This is a genomic window from Streptomyces sp. NPDC033229 (assembly GCF_055576875.1).
In genome coordinates this window covers 23,498-44,763 of sequence record NZ_JBVIQR010000012.1, presented here as the reverse complement: position 1 = coordinate 44,763, position 21,266 = coordinate 23,498, and the positions used below count along the sequence as shown (strand labels likewise).

Genomic DNA, 21,266 nt, shown 5'->3' with positions numbered 1-21,266 from the left:
CTGTGTCCCGAGGAAAAAAAAAGAAAAACACCAACCCCACCACACAAAACCCAAAAACACCCCCCCCCCCCCCCCCCCCCCCCCCCCCCCCCCCCCCGGCCCGTTTCCGTCGTCCGCCCGCCTGTCGTGCGGGCCGCGGTACGACAAAGCCCGGTGTGCCGGGGGGCCTTGGCCCCCGGACGCACCGGGCTTTCCGTCAGGCGGCGCGTGCCGCCCAAGAGTTAGGTCCTGTCCGGCGGATCTTCGCGGGCTCCCGACGCCCGGCACTGGGGGCACCTCCCAGCGGTAGCCGGGGGAGCTCGCCGCGTTGTCGGCGTCGCCCGAGTGCGACCGGTACGAGGGCGATCCCCCGCCTTCCGATCGCACGCCCCGGACGCCGCTCGCTGTCCACGAAGATCCGCCGGACAGGCCCTACGCCTTGCGGAGGCGGAACGTGAGGCCGAGCCCCTCGTCCTCGAACGACTCGCCGTAGGAGTCGTCGCCCTCGCCCTGGGCGAAGTCCAGCGCGAGGACCTCGTCCGCGATCAGGCCGGCGTGCTCGGCCAGTGCCCCGGCCGTCTCGGCGTCCGGCGCGGACCAGCGGACCGCGATCCGGTCGGCGACGTCCAGACCGCTGTTCTTACGCGCCTCCTGGATCAGACGGATCGCGTCGCGGGCGAGACCGGCGCGACGCAGCTCCGGGGTGATCTCCAGGTCCAGTGCCACGGTCGCACCCGAGTCGGAGGCCACCGACCAGCCTTCGCGGGGGGTTTCGGTGATGATGACCTCGTCGGGGGAGAGGGAGACGGCCTCCCCGTCGACGACCACCGAGGCGGTGCCCTCGCGCAGGGCCAGCGACAGCGCGGCGGCGTCCGCTTCGGCGACGGCCTTGGCCACCGCCTGGACGCCCTTGCCGAACCGCTTGCCCAGGGCACGGAAGTTGGCCTTGGCCGTGGTGTCGACCAGCGAACCGCCGACCTCGCTCAGCGAGGCCAGGGACGAGACGTTCAGCTCCTCGGTGATCTGCGCCCGCAGCTCCGCGCCCAGCGACTCGAAGCCGGCGGCCGCGACCAGGGCGCGGGACAGCGGCTGACGGGTCTTGACGCCCGACTCGGCGCGCGTCGCGCGGCCCAGCTCGACCAGGCGCCGGACGAGCAGCATCTGCTGGGACAGCGTCGGGTCGATGAGGGCGGTGTCCGCCTTCGGCCAGGTGGAGAGGTGGACCGATGCCGGGGCCTCGGGGTCGACGGGCACGATCAGGTCCTGCCACACCCGCTCGGTGATGAAGGGCACCAGCGGGGCCATCAGCCGGGTGACCGTCTCGACGACCTCGTGCAGCGTGCGCAGCGCGGCCTTGTCGCCCTGCCAGAAACGGCGGCGCGAACGCCGCACGTACCAGTTGGACAGGTCGTCCACGAAGGAGGACAGCAGCTTGCCGGCGCGCTGGGTGTCGTAGGCGTCCATGGCCTGGGTGACCTCGTCGGTCAGCGCGTTGAGCTCGCTGAGCAGCCAGCGGTCCAGCAGCGGCCGCTCGGCGGCGGCCGGGTCGGCGGCGGACGGCGCCCAGCCCGACGTACGGGCGTACAGCGCCTGGAAGGCGACCGTGTTCCAGTACGTGAGGAGCGTCTTGCGGACGACCTCCTGGATCGTGCCGTGTCCGACGCGGCGCGCGGCCCACGGGGAGCCGCCGGCCGCCATGAACCAGCGGACGGCGTCGGCGCCGTGCTGGTCCATCAACGGGATCGGCTGGAGGATGTTGCCCAGGTGCTTGGACATCTTCCGGCCGTCCTCGGCGAGGATGTGGCCGAGGCAGACGACGTTCTCGTAGCTCGACTTGTCGAAGACGAGCGTGCCGACCGCCATCAGGGTGTAGAACCAGCCGCGGGTCTGGTCGATGGCCTCCGAGATGAACTGCGCCGGGTAGCGCTTCTCGAAGATCTCCTTGTTCTGGTACGGGTAGCCCCACTGCGCGAACGGCATCGAACCCGAGTCGTACCAGGCGTCGATGACCTCCGGCACGCGGACGGCCGTGTGCGAGCAGCCCTCGGCGGTGCAGGTGAAGGTGACGTCGTCGATGTACGGGCGGTGCGGGTCCAGCGCGCTCTGGTCGGTGCCGGTCAGCTCGCCGAGCTCGGCCAGCGAGCCGACGCAGGTGAGGTGGTTCTCCTCGCAGCGCCAGATGGGCAGCGGGGTGCCCCAGTAGCGGTTGCGGGAGAGCGCCCAGTCGATGTTGTTGTTCAGCCAGTCGCCGAAACGGCCGTGCTTGACCGACTCGGGGAACCAGTTGGTCTTCTCGTTCTCCTCGAGAAGCCGGTCCTTCACGGCGGTGGTGCGGATGTACCAGGACGGCTGCGCGTAGTAGAGCAGCGCGGTGTGGCAGCGCCAGCAGTGCGGGTAGCTGTGCTCGTAGGCGATGTGCTTGAAGAGCAGACCGCGCTCGGAGAGGTCCGCGACGAGCTTCTCGTCGGCCTTCTTGAAGAACTCGCCGCCGACGAGGGCGAGGCCCTCCTCGAAGGTGCCGTCGGGGCGGACCGGGTTCACGACCGGCAGGCCGTAGGCGCGGCAGGTCTTGAGGTCGTCCTCACCGAAGGCCGGGGCCTGGTGGACGAGGCCGGTGCCGTCCTCGGTCGTCACGTACTCGGCATTGACGACGAAGTTGGCGCCCTCCAGCTCGACCAGGTCGAACGGGCGGCGGTAGGCCCAGCGCTCCATCTCGCGACCGGTGAAGGACTGGCCGGTGGCGGTCCAGCCCTCACCGAGGGCCTTCTCCAGCAGCGGCTCGGCGACGACCAGCTTCTCGTTGCCGTCGGTGGCCACGACATAGGTGACGTCCGGGTGCGCGGCGGCGGCGGTGTTGGAGACGAGCGTCCACGGCGTGGTCGTCCACACCAGCAGCGCCGCCTCGCCCGCGAGCGGGCCGGAGGTCAGCGGGAAGCGGACGAAGACGGACGGGTCGACGACCGTCTCGTAGCCCTGGGCCAGCTCGTGGTCGGAGAGGCCGGTGCCGCAGCGGGGGCACCAGGGGGCGACGCGGTGGTCCTGGACCAGCAGCCCCTTGTTGAAGATCTCCTTCAGCGACCACCACACGGACTGCACGTACGCGGGGTCCATCGTGCGGTACGCGTCGTCCAGGTCGACCCAATAGCCCATGCGGGTGGTCAGCTCGGTGAACGCGTCGGTGTGGCGGGTCACGGACTCCCGGCACTTCGCGTTGAACTCGGCGATGCCGTACTTCTCGATGTCCTGCTTGCCGTTGAAGCCCAGCTCCTTCTCCACCGCCAGCTCGACCGGCAGACCGTGGCAGTCCCAGCCGGCCTTGCGGCCGACGTGGTAGCCCTGCATGGTGCGGAAGCGGGGGAAGACGTCCTTGAAGACGCGGGCTTCGATGTGGTGCGCGCCCGGCATGCCGTTGGCGGTCGGGGGGCCTTCGTAGAAGACCCACTCGGGGCGGCCCTCGGACTGCTCCAGGGTGCGGGCGAAGACCTTGTTCTCACGCCAGAAGTCGAGCACGGCGTGCTCGAGGGCGGGTAGGTCGACCTGTGCGGGCACCTGGCGGTACTGCGGCTGCGGATTCATCTGGTCTGCCTCCGGCGGAACGTCATTGCGCTGTCGCGCTCTCCGTCGGAGGGACGAGAGCCTCTCGCTCCCGCGGTACCACCCTCCTTGGCCGCAGGCAGCACGCCTGTGGCCCCCTCATTGGGCCGCGACACCGGTTCTACTGACCCCGCGAGGGGCGTTCTTCCGGCGGCTCGGGGGTGATCTTCACACCGCGCACACCTCCGGGCTCACACCGTCCCCGGATCGCTCATGGCTGCGTGCGGCGCTACTCGTCCCTTCCACGCCTTTCGCTGCGCCCAGTGTAAAGGGCCACACCGAGGACGGCCGACCGAATTACCCCTGCCGGCCGTGGGCCGCCGATTACAGGGCCGGGTGCGGGGCACAAGGGTTGAGACCGGCGTGGCCCGTTGCCGCGTGCCCGGAGCCGATTTATCGTTCCGGCACGATTCGCGCGCAAGATCATAAAATGTGAAGGGGTCGCGGGCCATGGTGGCGAAGAAGTCCGTGAAGACGGCCGCACCGGCCAAGAAGGCCGCGCCCGCGGCCAGGAAGACCACCAAGACCGCTCCTGCTCCGGCCACCGCGAAGACCGCTCCCGCTCCGGCCACTGCCAAGAAGGTCGCATCCCCAAAGGCCCCGGCCACGAAGGCCGCAGCCAAAAAAGCCGTAGCCAAGAAGGCGGCGACGAAGACCGCACCGGTGAAGAAGGCCGCGACCGCGAAGGCTGCCAAGAAGACGACCGTGAAGACCGCGCCTGCGAAAGCCGCCAAGAAGACGATCACCAAGGCCGGGACCAAGACCACAGCCAAGACTGCGGCCAAGGCCGCGCCCAAGACGACGGACAAGGCGGCGGCCAAGGCCCCGACCAAGATCTCCACCAAGGTGGCGGCCAAGAAGGCCGCGCCCGCCGACGCCGCGGCCGCGCAGACTGCCCCGGCCCAGGCCGCACCAGCTGCTCAGGCCGCGAAAGCGGCATCCGCCAAGAAGACGGGAGTCAGGACGGTGGCCGCTAAGAAGACCATGAGCGAGGAACAGGCCGCGGCGACGGTGCCGGGGGCCCGGGCGGGCGCCGCGGAGCCCGGGGCCCTCGCCGTACGCCCCGGCGAGGAACCCTGGTCGCCCGGGGAGGTGGCCGAGGCCCGGACGGAGCTGCAGAGCGAGATCGTCCGGCTGCGGTCCGAGATCGACACCGCCCAGGAGGCGATCAGCGGCCTGATGCGCGACTCGGGCGACGGCGCGGGCGACGACCAGGCCGACACCGGCACCAAGAACATCACCCGCGAGCACGAGCTGGCCCTGGCCGCCATCGCCCAGGAGATGCTGGAGCAGACCGAGCGGGCGCTGGAGCGGCTCGACGCCGGTACGTACGGGATCTGTGAGAACTGTGGCAATCCCATCGGAAAGGCCCGGATGCAGGCCTTCCCGCGCGCCACCCTGTGTGTCGAGTGCAAGCAGCGTCAGGAACGTCGCTGACCGGGCGCCCACGCCGTGCCGTACCCTCGACCTCAGCCAGGCAGGGCCCTGGCGTGGGACGACGTCGAGGGACTCACGTGACAGAGGCGGAACAGGCCACCGGCATGCCGGAGGGCGCCGACGGGGCCGGAGAGGCGACGGCCGGCGAGAACAGCGCGGCCAAGGGCAAGCGGCGGATCGGCGTGCTCCTCTCGGTCGCCGCTTTCGCCTACCTGCTCGACCTGCTCAGCAAGCTGCTCGTGGTGGCCAAGCTGGAGCACCACGATCCGATCCAGGTGTTCGGCACCTGGCTCCAGTTCAACGTGATCCGCAACCGCGGCGCGGCCTTCGGTATCGGCGAGGCGATGACCATCATCTTCACGGTGATCGCCACCGCCGTGATCGTGGTCATCGCGCGCCTCGCCCGCAAGCTCTACAGCCTGCCGTGGGCGATCGCGCTCGGCCTGCTGCTGGGCGGCGCCTTCGGTAACCTCACCGACCGGCTCTTCCGGTCGCCCGGCGGCTTCGAGGGCGGAGTGGTGGACTTCATCGCCCCCGCGCACTTCGCGGTCTTCAACCTCGCGGACTCCGCGATCGTCTGCGGCGGCTTCCTGATCGTGATCCTCTCCTTCCGCGGCCTGGACCCGGACGGCACCGTCCACACCGACGACTGACGGCCCTGCCGCGACGCCTCCTGGCCCGGCTGCGACGACTGACGGCCCTGCCGCGACGCCTCCCGGCCCGGTCCCCGACGGGGTCCGGGCCGTTGTCGCCTGGGACGGGCGTACGGGCGGGTCCGGCCCGTCCGGCATACTCGACGGGTGAGCACCATTCCCGAGATCCGCGCCCTTCCCGTCCCCGATGGCCTCGAAGGCGAGCGCGTCGACGCCGCCATCGCCCGCATGTTCGGTTTCTCCCGCACCAAGGCGGCCGAACTCGCGGCCGCGGGCAAGGTCCAGCTCGACGGGGCCGAGGCCGGGAAGTCCGACCGGGTCTCCGGCGGGGCCTGGCTGGAGGTCGAGATGCCCGCCGCGCCCGCGCCGGTGCAGATCGTCGCGGAGCCCGTCGAGGGCATGGAGATCGTCCACGACGACGACGACATCGTCGTGATCGTCAAGCCGGTCGGCGTCGCCGCGCACCCGAGTCCCGGCTGGACCGGCACCACCGTCATCGGCGGTCTCGCCGCCGCCGGCTACCGCATCTCCACCTCGGGCGCGTCCGAGCGCCAGGGCATCGTGCACCGCCTGGACGTCGGCACCTCCGGCCTGATGGTCGTCGCCAAGTCCGAGCGCGCCTACACCCTGCTCAAGCAGCAGTTCCGCGAGCGCACGGTGGACAAGCGCTACCACTCGCTGGTCCAGGGCCACCCGGATCCGATGAGCGGCACCATCGACGCCCCCATCGGCCGCCACCCCAACCACGACTACAAGTGGGCCGTCACCGCCGAGGGCAAGCCGTCGGTGACCCACTACGACCTCATCGAGGCGTTCCGGGCCGCCAGCCTCCTCGACATCAAGCTGGAGACCGGCCGCACGCACCAGATCCGGGTGCACATGGCAGCGCACCGGCACCCCTGCGTCGGCGACATCACCTACGGCGCCGACCCGACCCTCGCCAAGCGGCTGGGCCTCACCCGGCAGTGGCTGCACGCCATGCGGCTCGGCTTCGAGCACCCCGAGGACGGGCGCTGGGTGGAGTTCGAGAGCGCCTACCCCGAGGACCTGCAGCGGGCCCTGGACATCGTGCGCGCCGAAAGCTCGTGAGCCAGGACGCCCCTCGCGTCATCCGCCCGGCGGGCCCGGCGGACCTCGCGGACTGCTTCGCCGTGCGCCGTGAGGTCTTCGTCGTGGAGCAGCGGATCCCGGAGGCGGAGGAGATGGACGCGTACGACACCGACGCGGTCCATCTCCTGGCCACCGGCCCGGCCGGCCCCCTCGGCACGGTGCGCTTCCTGCACGGCGGGCCCGCCCGCAGGAAGTACGCCCACGCCGGCGTCGACGACACCACGGCCGTCCTCGGCCGGCTCGCCGTCGGCGGCGCCGCACGGGGCACGGGCCAAACCGCTCTGAGTCGTGCGGCGGCGGCCTGAGGCGCCCGGCATCACGGGGTTTGCCCCGTTCCATGGCAGGCTGGGACCTGAACGTCTGTTCCCCCACCCGCCCGGAGGGCCTCCGTGGACCAGCTCGCCCTGCTGTTCATCCTGCTCATCGGGGCCGTGGTCATGGTGCCGCTCGGGGACCGGCTGGGGCTGCCGTCACCGGTGCTGATGACCCTGGGCGGGATCGTCCTCGCGCTGCTGCCGTTCGTGCCGAACGTGGAGATCCCACCGGAGTTCATCCTCCCGCTGGTGCTGCCGCCCCTGCTCTACGCCTCCGTGCAGCGCACCTCCTGGCGGCAGTTCGCGGCCAACCTGCGACCGATCTTCCTGCTCGCCGTCGCGCTCGTCTTCGTCACGACCGCCGCCGTCGCCGCCGTCGCGGGCGCCATCGTGCCCGGCCTGCCCATCGCCGCCGCCGTCGCGCTCGGCGCGCTCGTCGCCCCGCCCGACCCCGTCGCCGCCACCGCCGTCGCGGGCTCCCTCGGGCTGCCCCGCCGCCTGGTCTCCATCCTGGAGGGCGAGGGGCTCTTCAACGACGTCACCGCCATCGTGCTCTACCACGTGGCCATCGCCGCGGCCGTCAGCGGCAGCTTCTCGCTGCCCCGGGCCGTCGCCGAACTGGTGCTGTCCGCCGTGGTGGCCCTGGCGGTCGGGCTGGGCCTCGGCTGGGCGACCAAGAAGCTCATGGACGTCCTCGGCGACGCGACACTCCAGATCGGGCTCACCCTGCTGGTGCCGTTCGTCTCCTACGTCCTGGCCGAGGAGTTCAAGGGCTCCGGCGTGCTCGCCGTGCTGGTCACCGCGCTCTTCCTCGCGGAGTACGCCACGGACCCCGACGACGTCCTCGGACGGCTGGCCGGGCACACCTTCTGGGAGGTCGTCGACACCCTCGTCACCGGCGTCGCCTTCGGGCTCATCGGCCTGGAGCTCCACAACGTCTTCCACGTCGCCTCCGGCCGCTGGGGCGAGATGCTCCGGACGGGGGCCGTCGTCGTCGCCGTCGTCATCGGCGTACGCCTGCTGTGGCTGCTGCCCGCCGCGTGGCTCGCGAAGAAGCTGCACCGGCGCCGGGACCTCGACGAGGAGATCCCGATGAGCTGGCGCGAGACGGTCGTGATGTGGTGGTCCGGGATGCGCGGTGTCGCCTCCGTCGCGCTGGCCCTCGCCATCCCGCTGCACACCGACGACGGCTTGCCCTTCCCGGCCCGCGACGAGATGCTCTTCATCGCCTTCGCCGTCATCGTCGCCACCCTCGTCGTCCAGGGCCTCACCCTGCCCTGGCTGGTCAAGCGGCTCGGCGTGGAATCCGACACCGACGCCGAGCGGGAGCTGTCGCGACAGCTCGCCGTGCGCGTCTCCAAGGCCGCCAAACGCCGGCTCAAGGAGATCGAACAGGACGAGGACCTCCCCGAGGACCTCGTCGAACAGCTCCACCGGCGGGCCTACGAGGTGGGCGCCCGGATCAGCCCGGACATGGTGGACGAGGAGCGCCGCGAGGCCCACGCCCAGCGAGTCGAGCGGATCCGCACCGTCCAGCGCATCCAGAACGAGATGCTCTCCGCCGCCCGGCACGAGGTGATGGCCGCGCGCAGCGAGCCCGGCGCCGACCCCGAGGTCGTCGACCGGGTGTTGCGCCAACTGGACGTGCGCAGCCTGCGCGGCTAGCGCGCGGGCCGTCGTCGCCGCCTCTCGCCTGACCGGTGGTTCTTCGGCTGCGGGCCGATCGTGCCGCCTGCGGCGGCGAGCGCCCTGCGGGCGCGTCCTCAAACGCCGGACGGGCTTGATTTCGGCTGAGCTCAGCCAATACCAGCCCGTCCGGCGTTTGAGGACACCGCCGCGCAGCGGTGGTGCGCCCCTGTGTTCCGCCGCGCACGCCCTAATTCATCCCCGGCCCCGGGCCGATGTCGTCCGCGGTGGGCGGGGCCTGCCGGCGCGCGGGCGCCTCCTCCAGGCCGGGCGCCGGGGCGGTGTTGATGCGCGGCAGCGCGTACGGGTGCTCCCGCCGCAGCCACTCGATGAGCTGTTCGCGCACCAGACAGCGCAGCGTCCAGATGTCGTCGGCGTCCTTGGCGGTCACCAGCGCCCGCACCTGGATGGTCGAGGGCGTGCTGTCGGTGACGACCAGCCCCCAGGCCCGTTCGTCCCACTCGTGGCTGCTCTTGAGCACGTTGTGGAGGTAGTCGCGCAGCAGGTCTATCGGGGTCGAGTGGTCGAGGTGGAAGAACACCGTGCCGGTCATCCGGGGGTTGCCGCGCGACCAGTTCTCGAACGGCTTGCTGGTGAAGTACGACACCGGCATGGTGATCCGCCGCTCGTCCCAGGTGGTCACCACCAGATAGGTGAGCGTGATCTCCTCGACCTTGCCCCACTCGCCGTCGACCACGACCGTGTCACCGATACGGACCAGGTCGCCGAAGGCGATCTGCAGCCCGGCGAAGAGATTGCCGAGCGTGGACTGCGCCGCGACACCGGCCACGATGCCGATCACACCGGCCGAGGCCAGCATCGAGGTCCCGACGGTCTTCATCGCCGGGAAGGTCAGCAGCATCGCTGCCACCGCCACCACACAGACGGCGGCCGTGACGATCCGCTGGATCAGGGTGACCTGGGTGCGCACCCGGCGCACCCGGGCGGGGTCCGCCGCGTGCGCGGCATAGCGGGCGTACGTCGACTCGACCACGGCGGTGGCCACCCGGACCACCAGCCAGGCACACGCGCCGATCAGTATCAGGGTCAGCGTCTGGCCCACCCCGGCCTCGTGCCCCTCGGCCACCCCCGAGGACTCGTAGCTGCCGCGCAGCAGCGCCGCGCACAGCACCAGGCGCAGCGGCAACCGGCAGCGGCCCAGCAGGCCCCACAGCGGCATCTCGGGGTGTCGGGCGGCGATCCTGTTCAGGATCTGGTCGGCCACCCAGCCGACCACGGCGGTGATGAGCACCGCCCCACCGACGACGACTATCGGACGCAGCACGTCCTCCATGGACACGTGTGGCTCCTTCCGGCCTGCGGGTCCTCGCTGCTCTCCGGTGGGCGTCCTCCCGACCGTAACTGGCACGATGGGGGGCACGCGATCCACCCGTAAGGAAGTGACTCCAGTGGCGTCCCCTACCACGATTGTCCTGTTTCATTCAGCCTTCGGGCTGCGGCCCGCGGTGCACGCCGCCGCGGAGCGCCTGCGCGCCGCCGGTCACGAGGTACACGTTCCGGACCTTTACGACGGCCGGACGGCGGACACCGTCGAGGCGGGCATGCTGATCAAGGACGAGATCGGCCAGGAGGAGCTGCTGCGCCGGGCCATCACCGCGGTCGCGCCGCTGTCCGACCGCGGACTCGTCTACGCGGGCTTCTCGCTCGGCGGATCCATCGCGCAGAACCTCGCACTGGGTGACGAGAAGGCGCGTGGCCTGCTGCTCCTGCACGGCACCTCCGACCTCGCCGAGGACGCGTCCGTGGACGAGCTGCCCGTGCAGCTGCACGTCGCGGACCCGGACCCGTTCGAGCCGCACGACTGGCTCAACGCCTGGTACCTGCGGATGCAGCGGGCGGGCGCGGACGTGGAGATCTACCGCTACGCCGGGGCCGGGCACCTGTTCACCGACCCCGAGCTGCCGGACTACGACAAGGAAGCGGCCGAGGCCGCGTGGAAGGTGGCCCTTGGCTTCCTTGGCGACGTGGCTTAGGTCCCTGTTTCGCCGCCTGCGGCGGCAACCTGCGGGCGCGTCCTCAGTCTCCCCCGGCCACCGCTGGGAGGTGCCCCCAAACGGGCTGCAAATGCAGCCCGTTTGGCGCTTGAGGACACCGCCGCGCAGCGGTGGTGCGGTGGACGGCGGCTAGCCGACCGGTCGTTGCGCCCGTTCGACCCGCTGCGCGCCCGAGCGCGTCCGGTAGGACCGGGACCAGGAGGACGTGGCCTTGGGGTCCTTCCTGTCGGACAGCACGTAGTAGTCCATCTGGGCGTGCTCGGCGGTGATGTCGAGGACGCCGTAGCCGTGCGAGTCCATGTCGAGCCACTTCACATGCCGGTTGGCGGCCTTGATCGCGGTGGCGGCGGCGAGGGAGACCGTGTGCGGCGGCACATGCAGCAGGTCGTCGATGTTGTCCGAGGTCACCGAGGTGACCACGAACTCGGTGGCCACGGACGGTGATATCGGGTACGTCGCGGCGGTACGGGGCACGTCGTTGGCCCAGGCCATGTGGATGTCGCCGGTGAGGAAGACGGTGTTGCGGATCGCGCGGTCGGCGAGGTGGGCGAGCAGCTCGCGCCGGTCGTCCGTGTACCCGTCCCACTGGTCGGCGTTGATCGTGAAGCCGCCCGCGGGCAGCCCGAGCAGCTTGGCGAGCGGCTCCAGCAGATGGGCGGGCAGGGCGCCGAAGGCCACCGGGGAGATCATCACGGAGTTGCCGACGAGGCGCCAGGTGGTGTCGGACGACGCCAGGCCCGCCTTGAGCCAGTCGAGCTGGGCCCGGCCGGTGAGGGTGCGCTCGGGGTCGTCGACCGCGCCGCCCTTGGCCTGCTGCGAGCGGAACGAGCGCAGGTCCATCAGGTGCAGGTCGGCGAGCTTGCCGAAGCGCAGCCGCCGGTAGGTGGTGCCCTCGACGGATGGGCGGACCGGCATCCACTCGAAGTAGGCCTGCTTCGCGGCGGCCATGCGCGCGGTCCAGTCGCCTTCCGCGCCGGGCGTGTGGTTCTCGGCGCCGCCCGACCAGGCGTCGTTGGCGAACTCGTGGTCGTCCCAGATGGCCACCGTCGGGTGCGCCCGGTGCAGCGCCTGGAGATCGGGGTCGGTCTTGTAACGGCCGTGGCGGACGCGGTAGTCGGCCAGGCTGACGATCTCGTGGGCGGGGGAGTGCGGGCGCACGACGTACTTCGCGGCGGGGTAGGTGCCCGTCCCGTACTCGTAGATGTAGTCGCCGAGGTGCAGCACCGCGTCCAGGTCTCTGCGCCCGGCGAGGTGGCGGTAGGCGGAGAAGTAACCCGCCTCCCAGTTGGCGCAGGAGACGACGCCGAAGCGTACGCCCGCGGTGGCCGCGCCGTGGGCGGGGGCCGTGCGGGTACGGGCGGCGGGGGAGACGGCATCACCTGTGGTGAAGCGGAAGTGGTAGTCGGTGGCCGGTCGGAGGCCCCGGACGTCGGCCTTGACGGTGTGGTCCGTCGCGGCCGTCGCGGTGGCCGTGCCGTGCGCGACGACGTGGGCGAAGGCCGCGTCCTCGGCCACCTCCCAGCGGACCTCGACGTCCGGGCCCAGCCCGGAGCCGGGAACGGCTTCGGGAGCGGGCGTGACCCGCGTCCACAGCAGGACACCGTCGGGAAGCGGGTCGCCGGAGGCGACTCCGTGCAGGAAGCCGGTGCCCGCGGTGGTCCCGGTGGCGGGGGCACCGGCGGGCGCGGGCACGGCGGGCCGCGCGTGGGCGGCGGGGGCGGTGGCCAGGGGCAGCAGGGCCGCGGTCGTGGTGGCGGCTACGGCCGTGACGGCCGTGCGGCGCGAGATCTGGTCAGATGAGGTCACGGGCCGTCATATTACTTTCCGGTAAAACCGGGGGTAAGGCCATGGGGCGGACGGACTCCAAGAGTTCGCCCGCCCGTCGGCCCGGCGACGACAGATCATTACCGTGGCCGCCGGTACGCGGCTACTTCTTCAGCGCCGCGTCCACCAGCGAGGTGAACTCCTGGGGCGAGCCCGGGGCGCCGCCGCCCGCGCCCGTCAGCTTCTCGCCGTTGAGCTTGAAGGTCGGCGTGCCGGTCACGTCCTTGGCCTTCTTGAAGTTCGCGGCGACGGCCAGGGCCCACTTGTCGTAGGTGCCCTTCTCGACCGCGGCGTCGAAGTCCTTGTTGCCCTTGAGCTCCTTGACCGACTGGGCGATCTCGATCAGCTTGGCGTCGTCGGAGTAGGCGTCGTCCGTCTCCTGCGGGTGGTTCTTCTTGTCGAAGAGCGCCTTCTTGTACTCGAGGAAGACGTCCGGGCCGACGTTCAGCGCCGCGCCCAGCGCGCTCAGGGCGTTGCGCGAACCGGAGCCCGCGATCTGCGGGTTGTCGTCGAGGAAGGCGCCCATCGTGAACTGCGCCTTGTACTTGCCGTCCTTGATGTCCTTCAGGATGGTGTCGCCCGTGGTGGCCTCGAAGTCCGCGCAGATCGGGCAGCGCATGTCCTCGTAGATCTCGAGGGTGTTCTTCGCGTCCTTCTTGCCGATGACGACCGTGGTGCCCTTGTCGCCGGTGGTGTTGGCGGGCTGCTTGTAGTCCGTCTTGTCGGCCGCGGCCTGCCACGCCTTGGCGGAGACCTTGTTGTTCTTGCTGCCGTTGGTCATGTTGGTCACCGCGTAACCGATGCCGCCGGCTATCGCGAGCACGACGACGATCGACCCGGCGACGACGAGCTGGCGGCGGGTCTTCTCCTTCTTGGCCTGCCGCTCCCGCTCGGCGCGCAGCCGCTCGCGGGCGGCCTGCTTGTTCTGCTGGTTGTTGCGGTTGCTCATGAGGTCTTCTCCGGGTGATGAACGTACGAATGAGGGGGAACGCTGGTGCTCAGGCGACTGCCGGGCACAGGGGCGGACCGCGTCGCACGACGGAGTGGACGAGCAGGGGCAACGAGCGGGGCACGCGCGCGTGGCGCACGGGCCGCGGGCCCGGGCCCGCGGGGCGCGCGAGGTGCGCCACCGTGGCGATGACCAGCAGCAGCGGACGGAAGGCGAGGCCCGCGACCGCGCGCAGCAGCCGGGCCAGCGCCACCTCGCCGCGGCGCAGCCACGCGGCGGCCAGCAGACCGACCGCGATGTGTCCGGCGAGCAGCAGCCACGGGGTGGCGGATCCCGCCGCGGGGACCGCGGGGAGCGGGCCGCTGCCGCTCCGGGCGGCCAGCCGGGCCAGCGGGGTGCCGAAGTCGCCGCCGCGGCAGACCAGATCGACGCCCATCGAGCGCAGCGGGCCCGCGATCGGACCGCCCGCCTGGCCGTAACAGGTGTGCTGCCCGGCGGTGAAGACGGTGTCGGCCACCAGCTCCAGGGGGACGAGGAGGGCGGCGATCTGCCCGTAACCCCGCTCCCGGCCCGCCAGCGCGTAGGCGATCGTGAAGAACGCGCCGGCCAGCACGGCGACCGTGGACAGCGGCAGCGGCATCCGCGAGAGAAGCACGTGGGAGGCGGCGGACAGCGTGAGGCAGAAAGCCGTGAAGAGCGCCGCGCGCAGTGCTCTCAGTCGAACTCCCGTCCCCTCCATGAGGCCGAAGTTTGCCACGATCGTGGGTATGTGTCGCGTCAAGATTCGGCATCGACGACGGGGACGGGACACCCCGGGGCGAGGGTCAGGACTTCAGCGCGGCGTCGACCGTCTTGGTGTACTGGTCGGGGGTGATCGGGACGTTCTTGCCGTCCGTCGTCAGCTTCTTGCCGTCGAGCTTGAGCGTCGGGGTGCCGGTGACGTCCTTGGCCTTGTCGAACTCGGCGGACACCTCCAGCGCCCACTTGTCGAAGGTGCCGTCCTCGACGTTCTTGCGGAACTCCGCGTTGCCCTTGAGCGCCGGGACCTCGTCCGCGATCTTCAGCAGGACGTCGTCCTTCGCGTAGTCGTCCTTGGTCTCCTGCGGGTGGTTGGCCTTCGCGTAGAGGGCCTTGTTGTAGGCGCTGAACGCCTCGGGGCCGACGTTCAGGGCCGAGCCGAGCGCGCTCAGCGCGTTCTTCGAGCCGTCGCCGCCGAAGTTGCGGTCGAGGAACGTGGCGACGTGGTACGAGATCTTGTACTTGCCGTCCTTGACGTCCTTCTCGAGCGTGCCGCCGACGTTCTGCTCGAAGACCGAGCAGATCGGGCAGCGCATGTCCTGGTAGAGGTCCAGGGTGTGCTTGGCCTTCTTGTCGCCGATGACGATCTCGGTGCCCTTGTCGCCTGCGGTGTTCGCGGGCTTGACGAGCTCCTTCTTCGCCACCGCCGCCCAGTCGGAGTCCTTGCCCCCGCCGAGCTGGGTCACGGCCACGGCGATGCCCGCCGCGACCGCCAGGGCCGCGGCGACCGACCCGGCGACGACGAGCTGGCGGCGGGTCTTCTCCTTCTTGGCCTGCCGCTCCCGCTCGGCGCGCAGCCGCTCGCGGGCCGACTGCTTGTTCTCCCAGTTGTTGCGCTTGCTCATGTTCCGACTTCTCCGTGCTGTTCGTGCTGTCTGCGTGGGGGGCCGTACCGCTCAGGCGAGGGAATGGCCGAGCGGGGGACCGCGACGCACGACGGAGTGCAGAAGCAGAGGAGGGGCGAGCGGCACGCGCGCGTGGCGCACGGCCCGTACGCGCGAGCCACCGGGGCGCGCGAGGGGGGCGGCCGCCGCGACCGCCAGCAGCAGCGGGCGGAAGGCGAGGGTCGCGACGGCCCGCAGCAGCCGGGCCAGCGCCGCTTCACCGCGCCGCAGCCAGGCGGCGGCGAGCAGCCCGACCACCAGGTGCGCGCCGAGCAGCAGCCAGGACGCCGTGCCCGGGCTGCCCGCGGGGGCGAACGGCCCCTCGATCCCGCCACCGCCGCACAGCGCGGTGAGGGCGCCCGGCACGGGCCGGCCGTCCGTGCCGTAGCAGGTCCGCTGCCCGGCGGTGAAGAGGGCGTCGACCGCCAGCTCCAGCGGAACGAGGAGGGCGGCGATGTGCCCGAAGCCGCGCTCCCGGCCCGCGAGCGCGTAGGCGAGCGCGAAGACGGCGGCGGACGCCGCGGCGACGGCGCGCAGGGGCAGCGGCGTGCCCGACAGCAGCACATGGGAGGCCGCGGACAGCGTCACGCACAGCGCTGTGAACAGCGCCGCGCGCAATGCCCGCAACCGTGCCGCCGAAATGTCCATGACTGACAAGTCTGGCACGGCCTGCGATAAAGGCGGTTTAAGCCCCTGATCAGGGGCTTGAACCGCCCGTAGGGCCCGGAATCACCCCCGGGCCCTACGGGCGGTTCGCCGGTTTTCCGTCCGCTACAGGCCCGGGATGCGGCCGTTGCGGAAGAGGTCCACGAAGATCTGGTGGTCCGCGCGGGCCCGGGCGCCGTAGGAGTGGGCGAAGTCGACGAGCAGGTCGCCGAAGCCGTCCTCGTCGGCGGCGATCACGGCGTCGATGGCCCGCTCGGTGGAGAAGGGCACCAGCGAGTGGCCGCTCTGGTCGTCGGCCGCCGCGTGCATGGTGGCGGTGGCCCGGCCCAGGTCGGCGACGACGGCCGCGATCTCGGCCGGGTCGTCGATGTCCGACCAGTCGAGGTCCACCGCGTACGGCGAGATCTCGGCGACCAGCTGCCCGGCCCCGTCCAGCTCCGTCCAGCCCAGCCAGGGGTCGGCGTGGGCCTGGAGGGCGCGCTGCGAGATGACCGTGCGGTGGCCCTCGTGCTGGAAGTAGCCGCGCACCTTCGGGTCGGTGAGGTGCCGGGAGACCGCCGGGGTCTGCGCCTGCTTCATGTAGATGACGACGTCGTTCTCCAGGGCGTCGCTGTTGCCCTCCAGGAGGATGTTGTACGAGGGCAGGCCGGCGCTGCCGATGCCGATGCCCCGGCGGCCGACGACGTCCTTGACGCGGTAGGAGTCGGGGCGGGCCAGGCTGGTGTCGGGGAGCGTCTCCAGATAGCCGTCGAACGCGGCGAGGATCTTGTAGCGGGTCGCGGCGTCCAGCTCGATGGAGCCGTCGTCGGCCAGGAAGCGGCGCTCGAAGTCCCGGATCCCGGTCATCGTGGCCAGCAGCCCGAAGCGGGTCAGCGAGCGGGCCTCGCGCAGCGCGCCCAGCAGCGGACCCTCGGCGGTGTCCAGGGTGAAGGGCGGCACCTCGTCGTTCTTGGCGCCGGTGGCCAGCGCGTGGATGCGCTCGCGGTAGGCCGCGGCGTAGACCCGCACCAGCTCGGTGATCATCTCGTCGCTGAGCGCCTTGGTGTAGCCGATCAGGGCGATGGAGGCGGCGAAGCGCTTGAGGTCCCAGGTGAAGGGGCCGACGTAGGCCTCGTCGAAGTCGTTGACGTTGAAGACCAGCCGGCCGTTGGCGTCCATGTACGTGCCGAAGTTCTCGGCGTGCAGATCGCCGTGGATCCACACCCGGCTCGTGCGCTCGTCCAGATACGGGCCCTCGGCGCCCTCCTCGTGCTCGCCGGACCGTGCCAGGTCGGCGTAGAAGAGGCAGGCGGTGCCGCGGTAGAAGGCGAAGGCCGAGGCCGCCATCTTGCGGAACTTCACCCGGAAGGCCGCGGGGTCCGCCGCGAGGAGCGTGCCGAAGGCGGTGTCGAAAACGGCGAGTATGTCCTCGCCGCGCTGCGTGGCCCGGACGTGCTCGAGCGCCATCGCTGGTCCTCCTGGTGGGGGCACCCCAGCGGTAGCCGGGGGAGGGTCATGAAACGGACAGGTGTCCTGCCGCTCTCAACGAGCGAGGCTACCGGCGCGTGCCCGCGATTGTCGGTGGGGGCCGGTAACCTTCAAAGCTGTCTCCCCCGCTGTCGCCGACCGTTCGCCGGAGGTCTTCCACCGTGACCAAGCCGCCTTTCACGCACCTGCACGTACACACGCAGTACTCCCTGCTGGACGGTGCCGCGCGGCTGTCGGACATGTTCAAGGCCTGCAATGAGATGGGCATGACGCATATCGCCATGTCCGACCACGGCAACCTGCACGGCGCCTACGACTTCTTCCACCAGGCCAAGAAGGCGGGCGTCACCCCGATCATCGGCATCGAGGCGTATGTGGCGCCCGAGTCCCGGCGCAACAAGCGACGCGTCCAGTGGGGCCAGCCGCACCAGAAGCGGGACGACGTCTCCGGTTCGGGTGGTTACACCCACAAGACCATCTGGGCGGCGAACAAGACCGGTCTGCACAATCTCTTCCGGCTGTCCTCCGACGCGTACGCCGAGGGCTGGCTGACCAAGTGGCCGCGCATGGACAAGGAGACCATCTCCCAGTGGTCCGAGGGCCTGATCGCCTCCACCGGCTGCCCCTCCGGCGAGGTGCAGACGCGACTGCGGCTCGGCCACTTCGACGAGGCGCTCAAGGCCGCCTCCGACTACCAGGACATCTTCGGCAAGGGCCGCTATTTCCTGGAGCTGATGGACCACGGCATCGAGATCGAGCGCCGGGTCCGCGACGGCCTGCTGGAGATCGGCAAGAAGCTCGGCATCCCCCCGCTGGTCACCAACGACTCCCACTACACCTACGCGCACGAGGCGAGCGCGCACGACGCCCTGCTCTGCATCCAGACCGGCAAGAACCTCTCCGACCCGGACCGTTTCCGGTTCGACGGCACCGGTTACTACCTCAAGTCGACGGACGAGATGTACGCCATCGACTCCTCCGACGCCTGGCAGGAGGGCTGCGCCAACACGCGCCTGGTCGCCGACCAGATCGACACCGAGGGCTGGTTCCAGGAGCGGAACCTGATGCCGAAGTTCGATGTGCCCGAAGGTCATACCGAGGTCAGCTGGTTCCGCGAGGAGACCATGCGCGGCATGGCCCGGCGCTACCCCGGCGGCATCCCGGAGGACCGGCTCAAGCAGGTCGAGTACGAGATGGGCATCATCATCGAGATGGGGTTCCCCGCGTACTTCCTCGTGGTCGCCGACTTCATCATGTGGGCCAAGAACAACGGCATCGCGGTCGGCCCGGGGCGAGGCTCGGCGGCCGGTTCGATCGTCGCGTACGCCATGGGCATCACCGACCTCGACCCCATCGAGCACGGACTGATCTTCGAGCGGTTCCTCAACCCCGAGCGCATCTCCATGCCCGATGTCGACATCGACTTCGACGAGCGCCGGCGCGGTGAGGTGATCCGCTACGTCACCGAGAAGTACGGCGCCGACAAGGTCGCCATGATCGGCACGTACGGCAAGATCAAGGCGAAGAACGCGATCAAGGACTCCGCCCGCGTCCTCGGCTACCCCTACGCGATGGGCGACCGGCTCACCAAGGCCATGCCCGCCGACGTCCTCGGCAAGGGCATCGACCTCAACGGCATCACCGACCCGAGCCACCCCCGCTACGGCGAGGCCGGCGAGATCCGGGGGATGTACGAGAACGAGCCGGACGTCAAGAAGGTCATCGACACCGCGAAGGGCGTCGAGGGCCTGGTCCGCCAGATGGGTGTGCACGCGGCCGGTGTGATCATGTCCAGCGAGACGATCACCGACCACGTCCCCGTCTGGGTGCGGCACTCCGACGGCGTGACCATCACCCAGTGGGACTACCCGAGCTGTGAGTCGCTCGGCCTGCTGAAGATGGACTTCCTCGGCCTGCGCAACCTCACGATCATGGACGACGCCGTCAAGATGGTGAAGGCCAACAAGGGCGTCGACATCGACCTCCTGGCCATCCCGCTGGACGACCCCACCACGTACGAACTGCTCTGCCGCGGTGACACGCTCGGCGTCTTCCAGTTCGACGGCGGCCCCATGCGCTCCCTGCTGCGCCTGATGAAGCCCGACAACTTCGAGGACATTTCCGCCGTCTCGGCCCTCTACCGGCCGGGCCCGATGGGCATGAACTCGCACACCAACTACGCCCTGCGCAAGAACGGCCAGCAGGAGATCACCCCGATCCACCCGGAGCTGGAGGAGCCGCTCAAGGAGGTCCTGGGCGTCACCTACGGCCTCATCGTGTACCAGGAGCAGGTGCAGAAGGCCGCGCAGATCATCGCCGGGTACTCGCTCGGCGAGGCCGACATCCTCCGCCGCGTGATGGGCAAGAAGAAGCCCGACGAGCTGGCGAAGAACTTCGTCTTCTTCAAGGAGGGCGCGAAGAAGAAGGGTTTCTCCGACGAGGCCATCCAGGCCCTGTGGGACGTGCTGGTCCCCTTCGCCGGCTACGCCTTCAACAAGGCGCACTCCTCGGCGTACGGCCTGGTCACCTACTGGACCGCCTACCTCAAGGCCAACTACCCGGCCGAGTACATGTCCGCCCTGCTGACCTCGGTCAAGGACGACAAGGACAAGTCGGCGACGTACCTCAACGAATGCCGTCGCATGGGCATCAAGGTGCTGCCGCCCAATGTCAACGAGTCCGAGTCGAACTTCGCCGCCCAGGGCGACGACGTGATCCTCTTCGGCCTCACCGCCGTCCGCAACGTCGGACAGAACGTGGTGGACTCGATCATCCGCTGCCGCAAGTCCAAGGGGAAGTACAGCTCCTTCCCCGACTTCCTCGACAAGGTCGAGGCCGTCGTCTGCAACAAGCGGACCGTCGAATCGCTGATCAAGGCCGGCGCCTTCGACGAGATGGGCCACACCCGCAAGGGCCTCACCGCGCACTACGAACCGATGATCGACAACGTGGTCCAGGTCAAGCGCAAGGAGGCCGAGGGTCAGTTCGACCTCTTCGGCGGCATGGGCGAGGCGGACAGCGACGAGCCCGGCTTCGGGCTCGACGTGGAATTCTCCGACATCGAGTGGGAGAAGTCCTACCTCCTCGCGCAGGAGCGCGAAATGCTCGGCCTCTATGTCTCCGACCACCCGCTCTTCGGCATCGAGCACGTCCTGAACGACAAGGCCGACGCCGCGATCTCCCAGCTCACCGGCGGTGAGCACGCCGACGGGGCGATCGTGACCATCGGCGGCATCATCTCCGGCCTCCAGCGCAAGATGACCAAGCAGGGCAACGCCTGGGCCATCGCCACCGTCGAGGACCTGGCCGGTTCCATCGACTGCATGTTCTTCCCCGCCACCTACCAGCTGGTCTCCACCCAGCTCGTCGAGGACGCCGTCGTCTTCGTCAAGGGGCGGCTCGACAAGCGCGAGGACATCCCCCGTCTGGTCGCCATGGAGCTGATGGTCCCCGACCTCTCCAACGCCGGGACCAACGCCCCGGTGATCATCACCATCCCCACGGTCAAGGTCACCCCGCCGCTGGTGGAGAAGCTCGGCCAGGTCCTCACCCACCACCGCGGCTCCACCGAGGTGCGGATCAAGCTCCAGGGCGCGCGCAAGACGACCGTGCTGCGCCTGGACCGCCACCGGGTGACACCGGACCCGGCGCTCTTCGGCGACCTCAAGGTGCTGCTCGGCCCCTCCTGCCTGGCGGGCTGAGCGGATCATGCCGGGCCTGACCGGGCCCGATCGGGGTTCGACCGACACAGGCTGACAATTCCGTCATATGGCAACGTGGGGGGGGGGGGGGGGGGGGGAAAACCACCCCCCCCACCCCCCCCCCCCCACCCCCACCCTCGGTCCGCCTGCCCCCACACCACCCCCCCTTTCCCCCACCCCCTCCCCCCC

At 70.4% G+C, this 21,266-nt stretch carries 15 protein-coding genes; 7 read left to right on the top strand and 8 right to left on the bottom strand.

Annotated features, from left to right (window positions below; all coding sequences use genetic code 11):
• Positions 1-411: 411 nt before the first annotated feature.
• Complete coding sequence (ileS, locus tag ACZ53N_RS13370; protein ID WP_469140995.1) at positions 412-3,555, bottom strand: isoleucine--tRNA ligase; 3,144 nt, start codon at positions 3,553-3,555, stop codon at positions 412-414.
• Between the two features lie 468 nt (positions 3,556-4,023).
• On the opposite strand from ileS, the gene ACZ53N_RS13365 reads away from it, so the two are divergent.
• From ACZ53N_RS13365 to ACZ53N_RS13345, 5 genes are all read left to right on the top strand, one after another.
• Positions 4,024-5,010: a TraR/DksA family transcriptional regulator gene (locus ACZ53N_RS13365; protein WP_469140994.1), complete on the top strand. Its 987-nt coding sequence runs from the start codon at positions 4,024-4,026 to the stop codon at positions 5,008-5,010.
• 77 nt (positions 5,011-5,087) lie between these two features.
• Positions 5,088-5,663, top strand: a complete 576-nt coding sequence (lspA, locus tag ACZ53N_RS13360) for a signal peptidase II (protein WP_469140993.1) — start codon at positions 5,088-5,090, stop codon at positions 5,661-5,663.
• A gap of 147 nt (positions 5,664-5,810) precedes the next feature.
• The gene (locus ACZ53N_RS13355) at positions 5,811-6,752 is read left to right on the top strand and encodes an RluA family pseudouridine synthase (protein WP_469140992.1); all 942 of its coding nucleotides are present in this window, start codon (positions 5,811-5,813) and stop codon (positions 6,750-6,752) included.
• Complete coding sequence (locus ACZ53N_RS13350; RefSeq protein WP_469140991.1) at positions 6,749-7,078, top strand: GNAT family N-acetyltransferase; 330 nt, start codon at positions 6,749-6,751, stop codon at positions 7,076-7,078. Before ACZ53N_RS13355 ends, ACZ53N_RS13350 begins: the two co-directional genes overlap by 4 nt.
• An 84-nt stretch (positions 7,079-7,162) precedes the next feature.
• Complete coding sequence (locus tag ACZ53N_RS13345; RefSeq protein ID WP_469140990.1) at positions 7,163-8,752, top strand: Na+/H+ antiporter; 1,590 nt, start codon at positions 7,163-7,165, stop codon at positions 8,750-8,752.
• A 211-nt stretch (positions 8,753-8,963) separates the two neighbouring features.
• Here the strand turns inward: ACZ53N_RS13345 and ACZ53N_RS13340 are convergent, their stop codons facing one another.
• Complete coding sequence (locus ACZ53N_RS13340) at positions 8,964-10,067, bottom strand: mechanosensitive ion channel family protein (RefSeq protein ID WP_469141096.1); 1,104 nt, start codon at positions 10,065-10,067, stop codon at positions 8,964-8,966.
• 76 nt (positions 10,068-10,143) lie between these two features.
• Between ACZ53N_RS13340 and ACZ53N_RS13335 the strand changes: the two genes are divergently transcribed.
• Positions 10,144-10,767, top strand: coding sequence for a dienelactone hydrolase family protein (locus ACZ53N_RS13335; protein WP_469140989.1), 624 nt, complete (start codon positions 10,144-10,146; stop codon positions 10,765-10,767).
• 150 nt (positions 10,768-10,917) lie between these two features.
• Here the strand turns inward: ACZ53N_RS13335 and ACZ53N_RS13330 are convergent, their stop codons facing one another.
• The 6 genes from ACZ53N_RS13330 to ACZ53N_RS13305 form a co-directional block, all read right to left on the bottom strand.
• Positions 10,918-12,594 (bottom strand): alkaline phosphatase D family protein, encoded by a 1,677-nt coding sequence (locus ACZ53N_RS13330; RefSeq protein ID WP_469140988.1) that lies wholly within the window; start codon positions 12,592-12,594, stop codon positions 10,918-10,920.
• Positions 12,595-12,715: 121 nt separating this feature from the next.
• A complete protein-coding gene (locus ACZ53N_RS13325) occupies positions 12,716-13,561 on the bottom strand; it encodes a thioredoxin domain-containing protein (protein ID WP_469140987.1) in 846 nt (281 codons plus the stop codon).
• Positions 13,562-13,610: 49 nt separating this feature from the next.
• A complete protein-coding gene (locus ACZ53N_RS13320) occupies positions 13,611-14,300 on the bottom strand; it encodes a hypothetical protein (RefSeq protein ID WP_469141095.1) in 690 nt (229 codons plus the stop codon).
• An 85-nt stretch (positions 14,301-14,385) separates the two neighbouring features.
• Positions 14,386-15,204 (bottom strand): thioredoxin domain-containing protein, encoded by an 819-nt coding sequence (locus ACZ53N_RS13315; RefSeq protein WP_469140986.1) that lies wholly within the window; start codon positions 15,202-15,204, stop codon positions 14,386-14,388.
• Between the two features lie 51 nt (positions 15,205-15,255).
• Positions 15,256-15,891: a hypothetical protein gene (locus ACZ53N_RS13310; protein ID WP_469140985.1), complete on the bottom strand. Its 636-nt coding sequence runs from the start codon at positions 15,889-15,891 to the stop codon at positions 15,256-15,258.
• Between the two features lie 123 nt (positions 15,892-16,014).
• Positions 16,015-17,355 carry a DUF2252 domain-containing protein gene (locus tag ACZ53N_RS13305; RefSeq protein ID WP_469140984.1) on the bottom strand — a complete coding sequence of 447 codons (1,341 nt, stop codon included), beginning with the start codon at positions 17,353-17,355 and terminating at the stop codon, positions 16,015-16,017.
• 182 nt (positions 17,356-17,537) lie between these two features.
• Between ACZ53N_RS13305 and dnaE the strand changes: the two genes are divergently transcribed.
• The gene (dnaE, locus tag ACZ53N_RS13300) at positions 17,538-21,077 is read left to right on the top strand and encodes a DNA polymerase III subunit alpha (RefSeq protein ID WP_130877307.1); all 3,540 of its coding nucleotides are present in this window, start codon (positions 17,538-17,540) and stop codon (positions 21,075-21,077) included.
• Positions 21,078-21,266: the final 189 nt, after the last annotated feature.

Coding starts and splice junctions, on each gene's coding strand:
- ACZ53N_RS13315 (WP_469140986.1), bottom strand. CDS start 15,204: ATGAGCAAGCGCAACAACTGGGAGAACAAGCAGTCGGCCCGCGAGCGG.
- ileS (WP_469140995.1), bottom strand. CDS start 3,555: ATGAATCCGCAGCCGCAGTACCGCCAGGTGCCCGCACAGGTCGACCTA.
- ACZ53N_RS13335 (WP_469140989.1), top strand. CDS start 10,144: ATGGGGGGCACGCGATCCACCCGTAAGGAAGTGACTCCAGTGGCGTCC.
- ACZ53N_RS13325 (WP_469140987.1), bottom strand. CDS start 13,561: ATGAGCAACCGCAACAACCAGCAGAACAAGCAGGCCGCCCGCGAGCGG.
- ACZ53N_RS13320 (WP_469141095.1), bottom strand. CDS start 14,300: ATGGAGGGGACGGGAGTTCGACTGAGAGCACTGCGCGCGGCGCTCTTC.
- ACZ53N_RS13305 (WP_469140984.1), bottom strand. CDS start 17,355: ATGGCGCTCGAGCACGTCCGGGCCACGCAGCGCGGCGAGGACATACTC.
- ACZ53N_RS13365 (WP_469140994.1), top strand. CDS start 4,024: ATGGTGGCGAAGAAGTCCGTGAAGACGGCCGCACCGGCCAAGAAGGCC.
- ACZ53N_RS13310 (WP_469140985.1), bottom strand. CDS start 15,891: ATGGACATTTCGGCGGCACGGTTGCGGGCATTGCGCGCGGCGCTGTTC.
- ACZ53N_RS13340 (WP_469141096.1), bottom strand. CDS start 10,067: ATGGAGGACGTGCTGCGTCCGATAGTCGTCGTCGGTGGGGCGGTGCTC.